We start from the raw sequence: 14,935 nt of genomic DNA, 5'->3' as shown, positions 1-14,935 counted from the left end.
TTGAATCTTAACCGCTATGGCAGCAGCCCGCGCTGCCGTAGCAGCTCGGCGCCGATCGAACCCAGGCGGACCTCGCCGAACTCTGGATACCACTCGAACCGGGCGCGCTGGAAGTACTGCACGGTGCGCCCGTTCTCCGACATCTCGTCGGAAATCGGATAGCCGAAGCGGTCGAGCGCGCCTTGCGACTCCCAATAGGCCAGGAAGGCGAAGTGCACCGCCTGCCGGGTTTCGGGGAAGTAGCGGTGGTTGGGCTCGCGAGGGATCGGCTCGGCGCGCGGGAAGGGCCGCCGTGCGGCCGTAAGCTCATCGCCCAGCAGGCCGAGTTGGACCTCGTAGCGGGTGCCGGCGTGCTCGGGGTGATATTCGAAGCGGGCCTTTTCGAAATACTGCACGGTGCGGCCACCCAGTTCGAACTCCTCGGTGAGCGGCAGCCCGAAGGTCTCGACGCCGCCGTTGGCGTCGAAGTAGCGCAGAAAGCCGTAGACGATGTTGTGGCCGGTTTCCTCGTAGTAGCGGGACTGGTTGTTGGGCAGGTTCAGGGGAACCACGGGCCGTGTGAGCGAATGTCCGAGCACGATGCGGAAGTGCGAGCCCGCGATGGCGCCCACCTGGGGCGCCGCGTGCTGGTTGAACGCGGTTCTGAAGTCGCGGTGGCTCACGGTCGCCGAGCCGGCGGTGCCGTTGACCTGGATGCGCACGGTGCGGCCGCCGTCCGTGCGGCGGATCTCCAGGCTCTGGATATCGCCCAGGGTGACCCCTGCCGCAGCCCGCAGGGCGTCGCCCAGCACCGTCAAGCCGAAGGCCTGGGTGCGCCAGGTGCCGAATGGCGAGTCGGCGTCCCAGGGGCGGCCCGATGGGTCGAGGTCGGAAATGCCCATCAGATAAGGCAGCGGCGCGCCGCCAAACTGGTCGCTGCTGGCCTCGGTGTGGCCGTTCGAGGTGCTGAAGTAGTAGGGGCGCACATTCTGGCCGGCGTAGGTCAGCACCTGGCCGGCCGTGGCGTCGACCGCCGCATTGGTCGTCTCGCGCTCGTGGTTGGCGCCCGCGTAGGCCTGGTGGTTCGGCGTGTCGTCGATGTCCCACAGAGGGTGTTGCGGCCGGAGTCCGGTGAGGGCGTAGCCACGTGCGGCGATCGCCTGGGCTTGCAGCGCCGCCGCGGGCCAGTGATAGGGCATCTCCGCCGGCACCACGCCGCGCAGATAGTCCTCGATGGGCAGGACGTTGACGGTGTCGACCAGGGATTCGCCGTGGGCGTGCAGCACCAGCGAGCCGCGATAGGTATCGAGATAGGCGTTTGGGACGTGCTCGCTCTTGCCGGCGGGCTTGTGCACCGCACGCAGGCGCGTTGTGGCATCCAAGGGCTTGATGACCAAGACGCTCGGCAGCTGGAACCCCTGCGTCCATACGCCGCTGGGATTGATCACGCCGACGGTGATACCGCCGCTGCCGGTCTGCTCGAGCATCTGCAGACGGGCGCCCGCCGGCAGCGGGCCGGTGACGCCCTCGACTTGCCAGCTTCCGCCGACGCCGATGATGTCGCCCGGCAGACCGTTGGATGAGCCTCTCGAGCCGTCGACGGCCGGCGGCCGGTACCCACGGTCGATGAGCACGCGGATCTGCGTGCCGCCGGTGTCCGCGTGGCCGATTGCAGTGCCCGGGTAGTAGGCCTGCAGGATGTGCGCCGCGGATTGGCCGGCGTGCGCCCGGCCGCGCGCGCCCCACTGCGACATGCCGACGCCGTGGCCCCATCCCGCGCCTTCGAGCCGAACGGTGGCATGGGGATGAAAGGGGATGGCGACGGTGGTCACGGCGGCCGCGCGGCCTGGCGCGGTTGCCAGCAACACCGCCGTCACGGCAACCAGGCCCGCAAGGGCCTCTGCCAGCCGGCCCGCCCGGCACCAGCGGAAGATGGGGGCGTGTCGTCTCACAGAGCACCGAGTGTACGGCCCGCGGGCACGTTGATGAGCCACATGCGCAACGAAAGGCCCTGGTCGACCGTGACGCCCGGTGGACCGTTGGCCGCGCCAGCGGCCCATATACTGCACGGGTGGCGTCGCGCAGCGGCAAACACCCATGAGCGCTCCCGCCGCGCGGGGTCCCATTGTCACCATCGACGGCCCGGCTGCCGTGGGCAAGACGACAGTCGGGCGCATGCTGGCCGAGTCACTGGGCTACCTGTGCCTGGACAGCGGGCTGTTCTACCGCGCCGTGGCGCTGGCGACCGTGCGCGCGGACGGGGATCCGGACTGTGCGGACGATGCCCTGGCCGCCGCCCGCTCGCTCCGGCTGCGCTTTGCCGCCGACCCGTCCGGGAAGTTCGCGGCGCGGACCTTCGACGGGGACTGCGATATCACCGAGGCGCTCGTCAGCCCCGAGGTGGATCGCACCGTGTCGCTGGTGTCGCGGATTCCCGAAGTGCGAGCGGCGATGCTCGAGCCCCAGCGCGAAGCGCTCCGCGAGGGCGGCATCGTGGCCCTGGGCCGCGATATCGGGACCGTGGTGTGTCCCGAGGCCGACCTCAAGGTCTACCTGGATGCCAGCCCGGACGTGCGGGCGCAGCGTCGCTGGAAGGAACGCCGGGACGCCGGGGGTCGGATGGACATTGCCGATATCCGCGAGAACCTGCTGGCGCGGGACCGCATCGATTCGCAGCGATCGATCGCGCCGCTGCGGGCCGCGCCTGACGCCGTGATCATTTCCACCGATGCTTGCGCGCCGACCGAGGTGGTGCAGGCCATCAGGGCGTCGATGACCGAGCGGGGGTTGATCCATGAGGCCTGAAATCGAGTGGGAGGCCCGTGACACGCCACGCCCGGCGATGTGGGCCTATCTCTCTGGGAGAGCCTTCGGACGCTTTGTCCTGTTTCCGCTGCTCTTCGACATGCACGTCCGGGGGCTGGAACACGTGCCGTCGGGCGGCCCGTTGATCCTGGCGTCCAACCACGTCAGCAACTTCGACCCGATCCTGGTGGGGACCTATGTTCCGCGCACGACCACGTTCGTTGCCAAGCAGGAGCTCTACCGGGTGGCGCCGCTGGCGCTGCTGTGGCATTGGTGGGGCGCGGTGCTGGTTCGCCGCGACGGTCTGGACATGCGCCCGCTGCGCATGTTGCTGCGGATCCTGGCGGAGGGCGGCACGGTGGGCATGTTTCCCGAGGGCACGCGCAGCCGCGGACGGGGCCTGCAGCGGCCCCTGCCCGGCGCGGCGTACCTGGCGGTGAAGAGCGGCGTGCCCGTTCTTCCGGTGGCCGTTTGGGGCGCCGACGATCTGAATCTCAAGCGACGGATGGTGCGCGGTCGGCCACGGGTTGATGTGCGCGTCGGTCCCTTGCTGGAGCCGGACGTGCCGACGGGCCGAGTTACGCGCGAGGTGCTCGACCAGGTCGGTGAGGACATCATGCAGCGCCTCGCGGCGCTGCTGCCGGAACGCTTGCGAGGAGTCTACGCCGCCACGAGCGAAGGATCGGCCGATGCCTGACGGCGATCGACAGCTTCCGCTGGTGGCGCTGATCGGGCGGCCCAACGTCGGCAAGTCCACCCTGTTCAACCGGCTGGTCGGGGAGCGGTCGGCGGTGGTCGAGCCGCAGCCCGGCACCACGCGCGACCGCATCTATGGCGAGCTGGAGTGGCGCGGGCGGGCGTTTGCGGTCGTGGACACGGCGGGCATCGCCTGGCACGACCCGGCGCCGGTGGCCGAGGCCGCCGTGGCGCAGGCCAGAGCCGCCGCCGACGAAGCGGATCTCGTGCTGGTGGTCACGGACGTCCAGACCGGGGTGACGGAACTGGACGGCATCGTGGCGCGCGAGGTGCTGAGACGGCAGCGGCCGCACCTGCTGGTGGTCAACAAGGCCGACCACATGGATCTCCGGCTGGACACCGGGGAGTTCTACGCGCTGGGCCTGGGCGAGCCAGCGGCCATCTCCGCGATGCACGGCACCGCGACCGGAGACTTGCTGGACGCCGTGGCGGCGCGGCTGCCGGCCGTGGCCTATACCGGTGAGCCCGATGAGCTGCCCCGCCTGGCGATTGTGGGCCGCCCGAACGTCGGCAAGTCGTCGCTGCTCAACGCGCTGCTGGGTGAGACGCGGGCGCTGGTGCACGACGCGCCGGGCACGACGCGGGACAGCATCGACACCCTGCTGGAGTGGGAGGGCCGGTCCATCCGGCTCATCGACACGGCGGGCATCCGGCGCCGGGGTCACATTGATTCGGGCGTCGAATACCACAGCGTGTTGCGCGCCGTGCGCTCGATTCAGCGCTGCGACGTGGGCCTGCTGGTGGTTGATGCCCACGAGGGCGCAACCGCGCAGGACGCGCACGTGGCCGGGCTCGTGCTCGAGGCCGGCAAGGGCATCGTCGTGCTCGCCAACAAATGGGACATGCTCCAGGACCCGGAGCGCCGCAAAGAGGTGGACTTCCACCTCGAGCGGGTCTTGCACTTCCTGCCCGAGGCGCCGTTTCTGCACACCTCCGCGCTCACCGGGCGCGGCGTGCCGGCGAGCGTCAGCGCCGGGCTCCAGGTGCATGAAGTCCGGCAAACACGCGTGGCGACGGGTCCGCTCAATCGGTTTCTGCGCGCCTGGGCCGGCCGGCGCGGTCCGCCCAGCCGCAAGGGACGCCAGGCGCGTTTCAAGTACGCCACGCAGATCGGCGTCAGTCCCCCGTCCTTCGTGACGTTCTTCGCGCGGCCCGAGAACGTGCATCCTTCCTATGTGCGCTACTTGGAAAACGGGTTGCGCGAGGCGTTTGGATTCGACGGAACGCCGATCGTCATCCGGCTGCGGCCGTCCTAGCACCCGGCGGCCGGCCCGCCCAGGCGGCGGGTTGACAGGCACCGGGCCCCATTTCAAGCTTGGCGCCACGCGGCGGAGAGGGCTGCCACATGTCCATGGGCGAAATCCTGGGCGCGATCGGCATGGTGCTCGGCGCCTATCTCATCGGCTCGGTTCCATTCGGCGTCCTGGTGTGCCGGGTCGGATTCGGCGTGGACGTGTTTGCGCAAGGCAGCCGTCGGTCGGGCGCCACGAACGTCATGCGCGCGGTTGGGTTCGGACCGGCCGCGCTCGTGATCGTCGGCGACTTGCTGAAGGGATTTCTGCCCGGGCTGGCGGCCCGCATCATCTTCGGCGAGGACTCCATCGTGCCGGTGTTGGCGGTGACGGCGGCGGTCGCCGGACACAATTGGTCCATCTTCTTGCGTCTCCGGGGCGGCCGGGGCGTAGTCACGGCGGTCGGCGGCTTGGCGGCGATGGCTCCGATCGTGGTGGCGATCGCCCTTCCGGCAGGTCTGCTGGCAGCGGCGATCAGCCGTTACGTTTCGGTGGGGTCGCTGACCGGCTCTCTGACGGCGCTTTTGAGCGCGGTCATCTTCTACGCCGTCGGTCGTTGGATCACAGGCTACGACTTGCTGCTTGCGTCTGGGCTCGCGTTTTTCATGTTTACCCAGCACATCGACAACATGCGACGGATCGTCGCCGGTAAGGAGCGACGGCTGCCGGCCTGGGCCGGTCTCATAGGCGGACGAAATGGACGCAATCGAGGGTCGTCGCTGAGCTGAGTCGATCGTCGGTGCCGGGCACGGCGCCACTGGGCGTTTTCTCCTTGGGAATCCATCGCATACGCGGTCGACATCCCACGACCCGGATCACCTTCACCCTAACCCTCTCCCTTCAAGGGAGAGGGAATAGGACCTGCACTTCAATCTCCGGTGGATGGGTTACGCAAGGGTTTCGGAAATTGTTTCCGCCAGCGCAGCGGCAAGGTGGAGCGCCACGCTCTCGACGGGCACCCCCGCCATCTGGCCGTTGCCGGCAAGCTCACCCGCGCGGGCGTGGAGCCACACGCCGAGACGCGCCGCGTCAAGCGGGCGAAGGCCCTGCGCGGCGAGCGCGGCCACGGCGCCGGCGAGCACGTCACCCGACCCGGCTGTGGCCAGCGCCGGATTGGGCCGGGCAAGGAGGAAGAGCTGATTGTCGGCGGCGACGAACGTGGGCGAGCCCTTGCCCACGACGACTGCACCACTGAGGGCCGCAAGCTCGCGCGTGGCCTGCATCATGTCGGCGCCGCGCGGGGTTTCGGCGAGGTCGAGGAGGCGGCGCATCTCGCCCGGGTGCGGGGTGAGAATTGCGTTCGGACCCAGCGTCCCGAGCCGGGCGGGCTCAGCGGCGAGCGCGTTCAGCCCGTCGGCGTCGATGACCGTCGGGACGCCGTGTCGGGCGTTCGCCCCCAGATCGCGCGCGAGGGCGTCGCTGCTCGGGCTTCGGCTAAGGCCGGGACCCACCAGCAGCGCCGTCGGTTCGCCCAGCGCCTCGACGGCGTCCAGCGATGCGCCGATGCAGCCGTCGGCGCTTGTCGGCAGCACCCGAAAGGTGGCCGCGGGCGCCACGGCCGCGCAGGCGCCAACCGACGCTTCCACCGAAGCGACGGTCACGACGCCGGCTCCGGCGCCCTGAGCCGCCAGGGCCGCCAGGGCGGGCGCGCCGCGATAGGTCGCGGATCCGCCCACGATCAGCACGCGGCCAAACGTGCCCTTGTGCCCGTCGAGCGGTCGCGCCGGCACGAGCTCGTGCACGGTGGCCGCATCGATGATCCGAGGGGCGCCCGACGGGGCGATCTCCGGTGCAAGGCCGATGTCGAGCGCCTCCACCGCTCCCGCGTAGTCAATGCCCGGGTGCAGCACGGCGCCGAGCTTGATCGGGCCGGTGGCAAGCGTGCCGGACGCGCGAAAGGCGATGGGATCCGCTTGTCCGGTGTCGGCGTCCACGCCGGTCGGAATGTCGATGGCGAGCCTCAACTGGCCGGGAACCTCCGGCAGCGCGCGCAGCATCTCCGCGACCTGGCCGCGAAGCGGCGGCGTGCTGCCGATGCCGAGCAGCCCATCCACGACAGCGGCTGCCCCGCGTAAATCGCGGGCAAACGGCCTCGCGTTACCCGACCACACGCGCCAGCGCACACCGGCCGCTCCGGCGGCGTCCACCAACGGATCAGCCGATCGCGCGCGCGATGCCCAGCAGACGACGGCGGCTCCCCCGCGGGCGAGCGTGCGCGCCATGATGAGCGCATCGCCGCCGTTGTCGCCGGGACCCACCAGCACCGCGATCACGCGCCCACGCAACGGGCCAACTCGGCGGTGAACCGCGACGGCAAGCGCGGTTCCCGCGCGATGCATCAAGTCAATTTCCGGCGCGGTCGTCGACTCCAGCCGCCGCATGCCGGCGACGTTTACGACGTGATCGAAGGCCGCTCCCGATGTCCTCACGACCGCCCGCGGACGCGTCACGGACCGCTGAGCGCCACGACGAAGGCGATGGCCAGATCTCGGCTGTGGGTGAGGCTGATGTCGAGATCGGCGATGCCAAGCTCGGCTGCCCGTCGCTCGGCGGCGCCATAGAGGCGCACGAGTGGCTTGCCGCGCGGATCGTTCACGACCTCGATCTCCTTCCACAGCACGCCGCGCATGCCCGTGCCCAGCGCCTTGGACACGGCCTCCTTGGCCGCAAAGCGCGCGGCCAACTCATCCGCGCGCCCACGGCATCTCGCTTGCTCGGCGGCGGTATAGATGCGGTCGAGAAACCGCTGGCCGTAGCGGCGGTGCGCTTGGCGGATGCGCTCGATCTCGATCAGGTCGACGCCGGTGCGGACGCGATGGCCGCTCACGGTCGTCTCAGTGCCCGGTTATTTCAACGCGGCGAATCGAGGAGTCGTACTCCCAGCCGCTGCCGAGCAACTCGATTCGGCGCAGCTTCACAGGCGGCGGTTGCAGGGCTCCGAGCAGATTGTCCACCTCGAGCGTGGTCCATTGGCCCCGGGGTACCTGCTGGCCCAGCTTCACGCTGAGACCTTCATCGTTCTGGTGGTAGAACCCGGCGCCCCAAATCTGCTCGCCGCCCTGATCGTCGACGTAGATCAGGCGAACCATCAGCGGATACTCGGTGCCCGCCGTGCCGCCGCCGGACAAGCTCTGCGCGTCCGTGCGCGCTTCCAGGCGCAACCGCAGGGTCATGAGATCACGCGTATCGATGTCGAGCAGCTGCATGACGCCACCCTCGCCGTGCCGATCAATCGGAGCGCCCTCGCTGGAGCGCACGAAGCGCAGCGTGCCATCGAGAGCTTCAACTCGGCCCGCCGGCCCGGCCTCGGTGTCGAAGAAACTCCACCACGGCCCGTTGCCGATGTCGGTGGCGAACAGCGAGTCTTGGATCAGGTCTCGCTCGATCGGGAGCGGCCCAACGAGGCCGGAGGTCATGCTGAATTCCGCCCGCGATTGACTGGTCAGGCGAAGCGAGCGGCTGCCAAGGATCACGCTGGCCTCGCCAACGCGAACCGCCACGCGGTTTGGCCCTTCACCTGGGCGCTCGACGAGGTAGCTCCCCTCCTTGAGATCCAGTCGACCGTCGTCGACGAGCACGGTGATCGCGCGGTCGGGAATATGCGGGTGCCGGCTCACGCCGATGCGCACCTGCCCGGTGAACAGGCGCACGACCGAGTCTTGCGAGCGCTCGTTGAACCGTCCGAATTGCATGCGCTGGAGGGCCAGCTCGGTCTCGTTGAAGAGCAGCAGGGTGCTGCCATCCGGGAGGCTCACGAGCACGCGGGACCGGTCATCGGTTCTAAGCCGCGTTCCCTCGGGCAAGTCGGCCGTCGGCGCGAGCTGACGCCACGTGGCGGCTGCCGGCGGCTGGAAGAGCACGGTTCCCTCAAGGACCACGGCTTGGCTGCCCCGCGCTTCTTGCACCAGGCCAAGCGCCGCGCCAATCCCACGCGGCACGAAGACCGCCAGCGCAACGAAGACCACGAGTGACACGACGAGCGCGACCCACGCGAGCCGCTGCATGCCGCGGTAGGCCTCAGTCTCGCGGACTGCCGGGCTTGATGCTATTTCCGTCTCCGTGCGCATTCGCGCATTTTAGGTTCGAATCGTAAAGCCCGTGAATTCACCGGTTCCCGACGGCCAAGCGACGTCCACCTGCACCACGCGGGCACCGGGCGGGCCGACGCGCAACTGTCCGAGCAGGGATTCGAGGTCTTCCCGACGGCCCTCGGCGCAGACTTCGACCGAGTAGCCGTCGGCTCGATTGCGGACGTATCCGCCCAGGCCGAGACGCCGACCGTGCGTTTGGACGAAGAATCTAAATGCGACGCCTTGCACCCGGCCATACACCGTCGCGACAAGGCGGGGCACGGCGGCGTCAGAGCAACGAGCCCTGCTGCGTCCCGGAGTCACCCCGGGTGAAACCCAGGTGCTCGTACGCCTTTGGCGTGGCGACGCGACCACGGGACGTCCGCGCGAGGAAGCCGGCTTGCAACAGGTACGGCTCGTAGTGGGACTCCAGCGTGGTGACTTCCTCGGCCACGGTGGCGGCCAGGGATTGCAGCCCCACCGGCCCGCCGACGTAAGACTCGATGATGGTGGTCAGGATTCGCCGATCCATGCTGTCGAGGCCTTCCGGGTCGACACCCATGTCCTCGAGCGCCTGGTTGGCCACGGCCTTTGTCACCACGCCGTCCGCCTCGACCTCAGCAAAGTCGCGTACGCGGCGCAGCAGCCGGTTGCAGACGCGCGCCGTGCCGCGCGCCCGTTGCGCAATGGCGGCGGCCCCGGCCGGCACGACCTCGACGCCAAGAATGCGTGCCGAGCGCGAAACGATCTGGGCGCACTCGTCGGGCGAATAGAAGTCGAGGCGATAGGACTCGCCGAAACGATCGCTCAGCGCCGGCGTGAGCTGGCCGTGCCGCGTCGTGGCGCCAACGACGGTGAATCGCGGCAGGTCGAGCCGATACGTGCGCGCATGCGGCTTGCCCGCGCCGACCACGATGTCCAGCGCGAAGTCCTCCATGGCGGGATACAGGATTTCCTCAACCGTCTTTCCAAGCCGGTGTATCTCATCGATAAACAAGACCTCGCCGGGTTCCATGCTGCTCAGGGTGGCGGCGAGATCGCCAGGACGTTCGAGAGCCGGACCCGACGTGACGTGGAGCCGGCCTTCCATCTCGGTGGCGATGATGTTGGCCAGGGTGGTCTTGCCCAGACCGGGAGGTCCGGCGAGCAGGATGTGGTCGATGGGCTCGCCGCGTTGCCGCGCCGCCGCGATCATCAAGCGCAGACCGCGTTTGACGCGCGGCTGCCCGATGAACTCGTCGTCCGCCAGGCTGGCGGGGCGGAGCGTGGTTTCGAGACTGCGATCCTCACCGCCGGCGTCGGCGGCGACGATGCGTTCGGTCACGGTGTGACTCGCATGCCGAGGATGCGCAACGCCGCGGCGATGCGGTCCGCCACGTCGAGGTCTTCTCCGGCAATCTGCTCGAGCGCGAGCTGCGCCTCGACGCGCGTGTAGCCGAGCCCGACCAGCGCGTCGAGCGCCTCATCGGCTCCCGTCAGTCCCAGTCGAATCCCCGGCTCGGGCACCAGCTTGCCCCGCAGCTCGAGAATGATGCGGTTGGCCAGCTTGCGCCCGATGCCCGAGACCGCCTGAAACGGCCGTGGGTCTTCGTCGTCGAGCGCCTGCACGATGCGGTCGACCGGATGGCTGGAAAGCACCCGCACGGCCATGCGCGGCCCCACGCCGGTCACGTCGAGCAGGTGGCGATACGTCTCCAACTCCTGCGCGGACCCGAAGCCGGCGAGGATTGCCCCGTCCGACGCGATGTGGGTGTGCGTGTGGAGTTCCACCGGCTGTCCGGGCGACCGTCGCGCTCGCGCCGGAACCACGACTTCCAACCCGAGTCCGGTGCCGTGGACCTTGACCACCAGCGAATCGTCGCCGGTGCGGATGACCAGACCCTCCAGGTACCCGATCATCGGACGCCCAGGGTGCGCTCGAGCGTGCGCGCGCGAATCGAGTGCTGGTGGCAGATGGCCGTCGCCAGCGCGTCGGCGGCGTGGTCGGAGGTCGGCGGCGCGGCCATGCGCAGCAGCCGAACCACCATGGCCTGCACGGCATCCTTCTCGGCGGCGCCATAGCCGGCCACGGCCAGCTTGATTTCCTTCGGCGCGTACTCTTCCACCGGCAGCCCACGGTCGGCCGCCACCAGGTGCACTACGCCCGTGGCATAGGCGACCTGGGCGGCGGTTGTCAGGCGGCGGGCATATCCCAAGCGCTCGAGCGCAATGTCGGTGACGGGAAATCGCTCGATGAGCTCCGCGAGCGCTTCGCGGATGGTTGCTAGGCGAGTCCCTAGCGGGTCTTTGGCCCGCGTGGTGATACAGCCCGAGTCCAAGGCCCTTGCACTGTGCGGCCCCGCGACGATGCCGAAGCCGCAGCGCGCCGTCCCGGGATCGATTCCCAGCGTCACCAGATCAGGCATGCAAGCCGAATCGTGTGGGGATGCTAGGAGGCCAGCTGCGCGAGCAGCTCGTCGCTGATCTCCAACGTGGTGTAGACGCGCTGCACGTCGTCGAGCTCCTCCAGCGCTTCCGCCATGCGCATGGCCCGCGCCGCCTGCCCGGCATCCAGCGGCATGGGGGTCGTGGGCTCATGGACGAGATCGGCGGAGGTGATCCGGTATCCGGCGTCGCTGAGCTCGCGGCGCATGCGCGCCAGGTCCGCAGCGGGCGTGGACACGTGCACGGTGCCGTTGGCCGCCTCGACGTCCAGGGCGCCGGCGTCGATGGCCGTCAACTCGATCTCCTCCGGATCCGCGTCACCGACCGCAACCGCCAGACTGCCGCGCGCCTCGAACTGCCAGGCGACCGAGCCGGAATCGGCAAACCTGCCCCCGAGACTTCCCACGGCGTTGCGAACCTCCGCGACGGCGCGATTGCGGTTGTCGGTGACCACTTCAATCAGCAGCCCGACGCCCGCGGGACCGTAGGCCTCGTAGGTGAGCTCGATGAGCGAGGCGCCGTCACCCGGGCCGCCGCCGGCACCCCGCTGTATGGAGCGCTCGATCGTGTCCTTCGGCATGTTCGCGGCGCGGGCCTTGGCGAGCGCCTGCTCGAGCCGGAAGTTCCCGGTGGGATCGGCGCCGCCGTCTTGCACGGCCACCGTGATCTCGCGCCCGATCTTGGTGTACAGCTGCCCGCGCTTCGCGTCGTTCGCGGCTTTCTGGCGCTTGATCTGCGACCACTTGGAATGGCCGGACATTGCCTGCACCCCCATGGAGCCGCGCGGGATTTCTCGAAGTATAGGATAGCGTTGTTCGCTGTTTGTGCGTGCCTTCCGTCACCGCAGGCGGGCGCGGGCTATGCTGACGCGGAGTCACCGGAGCCCCAGCCAATGACGCAGGAATCAACATTGCCTCGCGCCGCATCCGCGGCCCTGTTCGATCGCGCGCGACAGGTGATCCCGGGCGGGGTCAACACCTCGCTGCGGAAGGTCGAGCCGCAGATTGTCTGGTCCCGCGCGGAGGGCGCCTACCTCCACGACGTGGACGGCAACAGCTACCTCGACTACAACGCCGCGTTCGGCCCGATCATCCTGGGGCACGCGCATCCAGGCGTGGCCGCCGGGGTGGCCGAGCAACAGCGCACGCTGGACCTCACGGGAATTGGGACCAGCGAGCTGGAGATCCAGGCGGCCGAGAAGGTCGTGGAGCACGTGCCCTCGGCCGAGCAGGTGCTGTTTTGCACCTCGGGCTCCGAGGCCACCTACCACGCGGTGCGAGTGGCGCGCGGGGCCACCGGCCGCCGCGCGATCGTGAAGTTCCAGGGGCACTTTCACGGCTGGCACGACCACCTGCTCGCGAACGTGATCTCGCCCGCGGACCGCGTGGGCCGGCTGGACCCGCTGTCGTCCGGCATCCTGCCGGACGTTCACGCCGAGCTGATCGTGCTGGAGTGGAACGACCTGGAGGGGTTGGAGCAACTCATGGCCGAGCGCGGCCAGGAGATCGCGGCTGTGATCCTGGAACCCATTCCCCACGCGATCGGCGTGGTCATGCCCGAGCAGGAGTTCCTCACACAGCTCCGAGCGCTGACCCGTGAGCATGGGGTCGTGCTGGTGTTCGACGAGGTGGTCACGGGCTTTCGGCACGCGCTGGGCGGCTTTCAGGCCATCACCGGCATCACCCCGGACCTGACCACGCTGGGCAAGGCCATGGCCAACGGCTACCCCTGCGCGGCGATCTGCGGCCGGCGCGACCTGATGCAGCACTTCAACACGTCCGACGGCGACGTGTTCTTCTCGGGCACGTTCAACGGGCACCCGCTGGCGATGGCGGCTTGCCTGTCCACGATCGAGGCGCTCGAGCAGCCGGGGCTCTATGAGCGCCTGTTCGACCTGGGCGAGCGCATGCGGCGGGGGCTCGACGACATCATTCAACGGCTGGGCCTGGAGGCGTTCGCCAGCCAGTTCGGCTCGGTGTTCGTGACCTACTTCATGTCCCCGCCGGCGACCTCCTACCGCGATCTGCTGCGCAACGACGACGAGATGTACATCGACTTCCACCGCGGCATGCTGGAGCGCGGCTTCTACATGCTGCCGATGGCCCTCAAGCGCAATCACATCTCGGCGGCGCACACGGAGAGCGACATCGACCGCACGCTGGAGGCCGCCGACGACGTCTTGACGGCGCTGGCGCAGGGCCGTCCCGTCACGCGCTAGCGGACCCTGCGAAGCTCCTCCGTTATTCCGGCGAAGGCCGGAATCCAGTCCGGTCAAGTCTCACTTCGGGGCAACGACCCTGGACCCCGGCCCCGTATCGAGTACGGGGCAGGCTTTTCGCCGGGGTGACGCTGCCGCCCCTCCGTCATTCCCGCGGAGGCGGGAATCTAGCGGCCGCTCGGCCTGTTTGCGCATGCGGAGCGGCGACGCATGCGTCGCCCCTTGTATGTTGCGAGACCTTCGGATCGTCCGAAGGAAAGCACCGGGCCGGGACAGACCGTCCGCCCCTGGGTCCCATGAGACCGTTGCGTAGCGTGGTCGTCCCGGCCCTTGGCGCTGGTCCAGAGCCCGCACCGTTGCCAGGGCCGCTAAGGCGAGCCCGCATCTTGCAAGGTTGGGCGGGAGGCCGGCGCCGCACCGGAGGGTACCGGAATGGCCCAAGCCCCGTATCTCGGTCTGGACGTCGCCCGCGACCATCTGGATGTCGCCGTGCACCCGACGCAGGATGCCTGGCGGATCCCCAACACCCCCGCGGGGCACGCCGCGCTGGTACGTCGGGCGCAGGCGCTGCAGCCCACGCGGATCGTGTTGGAAGCCAGTGGCGGCTACGAGCGTGCCGTGGATGCTGCCCTGACGGCCGCCGGGCTGCCGGCGGTGGTGGTCAACCCGCGGCAGGTGCGGGACTTCGCCCGCAGCCGCAACATCTTGGCCAAGACCGATCGCCTCGATGCCTGGGGGCTGGCGCGCTTCGCCGCCGAGGTCCAGCCGCTGGTGCGCCCGCGCCCGGATGCGGTCACCCAACACCTGCACGACCTGATCACCCGGCGGCGCCAACTGCTGGGGATGCGCGTCGCCGAGCGGCAGCGGCGGCCCCAAACCCCGCCGGCTCTCCGCGCCCGCCTCGACGCCCACCTCGCCTGGCTGACCGACGAGCTGGCCGCCATCGACGCGGAGCTCGCCGCCACCATCCAGGCCGATCCGCGGCTGCGCGCCCGCGCGGTCTGGCTGCAAAGCATCCCCGGCATCGGGCCCGTCGCCTGCCACACCCTGCTCGCCGAGCTGCCCGAACTGGGCACCCTCAACCGCCACCAGATCGCCGCCCTCGTCGGCGTGGCGCCCTTCAACCGCGACAGCGGCGCCTGGCGCGGGCGCCGCTCGGTCTGGGGTGGGCGCGCCTCGGTCCGCGCCACGCTCTATATGGCCGCCCTCGCCGCCAGTCGGGCCAATCCCAGCCTGCGCGCCTTCTATCAGCGCCTCGTCGCGGCCGGCAAGCCCAAGCTCGTGGCCCTCACCGCTTGCATGCGCAAGCTCCTCGTGCTCTGCAATTCCCTCTGCAAACAGCAGGCCAGGTGGGACCCCACCGTGGGCTAATCCCTTGACGGGCAAACACC

At 69.4% G+C, this 14,935-nt stretch carries 15 protein-coding genes; 6 read left to right on the top strand and 9 right to left on the bottom strand.

Annotated features, from left to right (window positions below; translation table 11 throughout):
- Nucleotides 1-14: 14 nt before the first annotated feature.
- Nucleotides 15-1,931: a SpoIID/LytB domain-containing protein gene (locus OXG79_10610; GenBank protein ID MCY3784226.1), complete on the bottom strand. Its 1,917-nt coding sequence runs from the start codon at nucleotides 1,929-1,931 to the stop codon at nucleotides 15-17.
- Between the two features lie 145 nt (nucleotides 1,932-2,076).
- On the opposite strand from OXG79_10610, the gene cmk reads away from it, so the two are divergent.
- From cmk to plsY, 4 genes are all read left to right on the top strand, one after another.
- Nucleotides 2,077-2,784, top strand: a complete 708-nt coding sequence (cmk, locus tag OXG79_10605) for a (d)CMP kinase (GenBank protein ID MCY3784225.1) — start codon at nucleotides 2,077-2,079, stop codon at nucleotides 2,782-2,784.
- Nucleotides 2,774-3,481 carry a lysophospholipid acyltransferase family protein gene (locus OXG79_10600; GenBank protein MCY3784224.1) on the top strand — a complete coding sequence of 236 codons (708 nt, stop codon included), beginning with the start codon at nucleotides 2,774-2,776 and terminating at the stop codon, nucleotides 3,479-3,481. The genes cmk and OXG79_10600 overlap by 11 nt, the downstream gene beginning before the upstream one ends.
- Nucleotides 3,474-4,796 (top strand): ribosome biogenesis GTPase Der, encoded by a 1,323-nt coding sequence (gene der / locus OXG79_10595; protein MCY3784223.1) that lies wholly within the window; start codon nucleotides 3,474-3,476, stop codon nucleotides 4,794-4,796. Before OXG79_10600 ends, der begins: the two co-directional genes overlap by 8 nt.
- Before the next feature lie 89 nt (nucleotides 4,797-4,885).
- Nucleotides 4,886-5,560, top strand: a complete 675-nt coding sequence (gene plsY / locus OXG79_10590; GenBank protein MCY3784222.1) for a glycerol-3-phosphate 1-O-acyltransferase PlsY — start codon at nucleotides 4,886-4,888, stop codon at nucleotides 5,558-5,560.
- Between the two features lie 159 nt (nucleotides 5,561-5,719).
- On the opposite strand, the gene OXG79_10585 is transcribed toward plsY, so the two are convergent.
- The 8 genes from OXG79_10585 to OXG79_10550 are packed head-to-tail and all read right to left on the bottom strand — an operon-like array spanning nucleotide 5,720 to nucleotide 12,086.
- A complete protein-coding gene (locus OXG79_10585) occupies nucleotides 5,720-7,261 on the bottom strand; it encodes an NAD(P)H-hydrate dehydratase (protein ID MCY3784221.1) in 1,542 nt (513 codons plus the stop codon).
- 17 nt (nucleotides 7,262-7,278) lie between these two features.
- Nucleotides 7,279-7,659 (bottom strand): holo-ACP synthase, encoded by a 381-nt coding sequence (locus tag OXG79_10580; GenBank protein ID MCY3784220.1) that lies wholly within the window; start codon nucleotides 7,657-7,659, stop codon nucleotides 7,279-7,281.
- Nucleotides 7,660-7,666: 7 nt separating this feature from the next.
- Nucleotides 7,667-8,899, bottom strand: coding sequence for a FecR domain-containing protein (locus tag OXG79_10575; GenBank protein ID MCY3784219.1), 1,233 nt, complete (start codon nucleotides 8,897-8,899; stop codon nucleotides 7,667-7,669).
- A 9-nt stretch (nucleotides 8,900-8,908) separates the two neighbouring features.
- A complete protein-coding gene (locus tag OXG79_10570) occupies nucleotides 8,909-9,184 on the bottom strand; it encodes an acylphosphatase (protein MCY3784218.1) in 276 nt (91 codons plus the stop codon).
- 7 nt (nucleotides 9,185-9,191) lie between these two features.
- Entirely contained in the window at nucleotides 9,192-10,226 is a 1,035-nt protein-coding gene (gene ruvB, locus OXG79_10565) for a Holliday junction branch migration DNA helicase RuvB (GenBank protein MCY3784217.1), read from the bottom strand.
- Nucleotides 10,223-10,801, bottom strand: coding sequence for a Holliday junction ATP-dependent DNA helicase RuvA (locus OXG79_10560; GenBank protein ID MCY3784216.1), 579 nt, complete (start codon nucleotides 10,799-10,801; stop codon nucleotides 10,223-10,225). The genes ruvB and OXG79_10560 overlap by 4 nt, the downstream gene beginning before the upstream one ends.
- Entirely contained in the window at nucleotides 10,798-11,307 is a 510-nt protein-coding gene (gene ruvC, locus OXG79_10555; protein ID MCY3784215.1) for a crossover junction endodeoxyribonuclease RuvC, read from the bottom strand. The genes OXG79_10560 and ruvC overlap by 4 nt, the downstream gene beginning before the upstream one ends.
- Nucleotides 11,308-11,330: 23 nt before the next feature.
- Nucleotides 11,331-12,086, bottom strand: coding sequence for a YebC/PmpR family DNA-binding transcriptional regulator (locus OXG79_10550; protein ID MCY3784214.1), 756 nt, complete (start codon nucleotides 12,084-12,086; stop codon nucleotides 11,331-11,333).
- Between the two features lie 132 nt (nucleotides 12,087-12,218).
- Here OXG79_10550 and OXG79_10545 point away from each other — a divergent pair, with 132 nt between their 5' ends.
- Nucleotides 12,219-13,544 (top strand): aspartate aminotransferase family protein, encoded by a 1,326-nt coding sequence (locus OXG79_10545; GenBank protein MCY3784213.1) that lies wholly within the window; start codon nucleotides 12,219-12,221, stop codon nucleotides 13,542-13,544.
- 432 nt (nucleotides 13,545-13,976) lie between these two features.
- Nucleotides 13,977-14,915 carry an IS110 family transposase gene (locus tag OXG79_10540; protein MCY3784212.1) on the top strand — a complete coding sequence of 313 codons (939 nt, stop codon included), beginning with the start codon at nucleotides 13,977-13,979 and terminating at the stop codon, nucleotides 14,913-14,915.
- The last annotated feature ends 20 nt before the right edge of the window (nucleotides 14,916-14,935 follow it).

Source organism: Chloroflexota bacterium (assembly GCA_026706485.1).
GTDB lineage: Bacteria > Chloroflexota > UBA11872 > UBA11872 > UBA11872 > JAJECS01.
This window is presented reverse-complemented; position numbering and strand designations above follow the sequence as displayed.

Coding starts and splice junctions, on each gene's coding strand:
- cmk (MCY3784225.1), top strand. CDS start 2,077: ATGAGCGCTCCCGCCGCGCGGGGTCCCATTGTCACCATCGACGGCCCG.
- OXG79_10600 (MCY3784224.1), top strand. CDS start 2,774: ATGAGGCCTGAAATCGAGTGGGAGGCCCGTGACACGCCACGCCCGGCG.
- der (MCY3784223.1), top strand. CDS start 3,474: ATGCCTGACGGCGATCGACAGCTTCCGCTGGTGGCGCTGATCGGGCGG.
- plsY (MCY3784222.1), top strand. CDS start 4,886: ATGTCCATGGGCGAAATCCTGGGCGCGATCGGCATGGTGCTCGGCGCC.
- OXG79_10575 (MCY3784219.1), bottom strand. CDS start 8,899: ATGCGCACGGAGACGGAAATAGCATCAAGCCCGGCAGTCCGCGAGACT.
- OXG79_10560 (MCY3784216.1), bottom strand. CDS start 10,801: ATGATCGGGTACCTGGAGGGTCTGGTCATCCGCACCGGCGACGATTCG.
- ruvC (MCY3784215.1), bottom strand. CDS start 11,307: ATGCCTGATCTGGTGACGCTGGGAATCGATCCCGGGACGGCGCGCTGC.
- OXG79_10550 (MCY3784214.1), bottom strand. CDS start 12,086: ATGTCCGGCCATTCCAAGTGGTCGCAGATCAAGCGCCAGAAAGCCGCG.
- OXG79_10545 (MCY3784213.1), top strand. CDS start 12,219: ATGACGCAGGAATCAACATTGCCTCGCGCCGCATCCGCGGCCCTGTTC.
- OXG79_10540 (MCY3784212.1), top strand. CDS start 13,977: ATGGCCCAAGCCCCGTATCTCGGTCTGGACGTCGCCCGCGACCATCTG.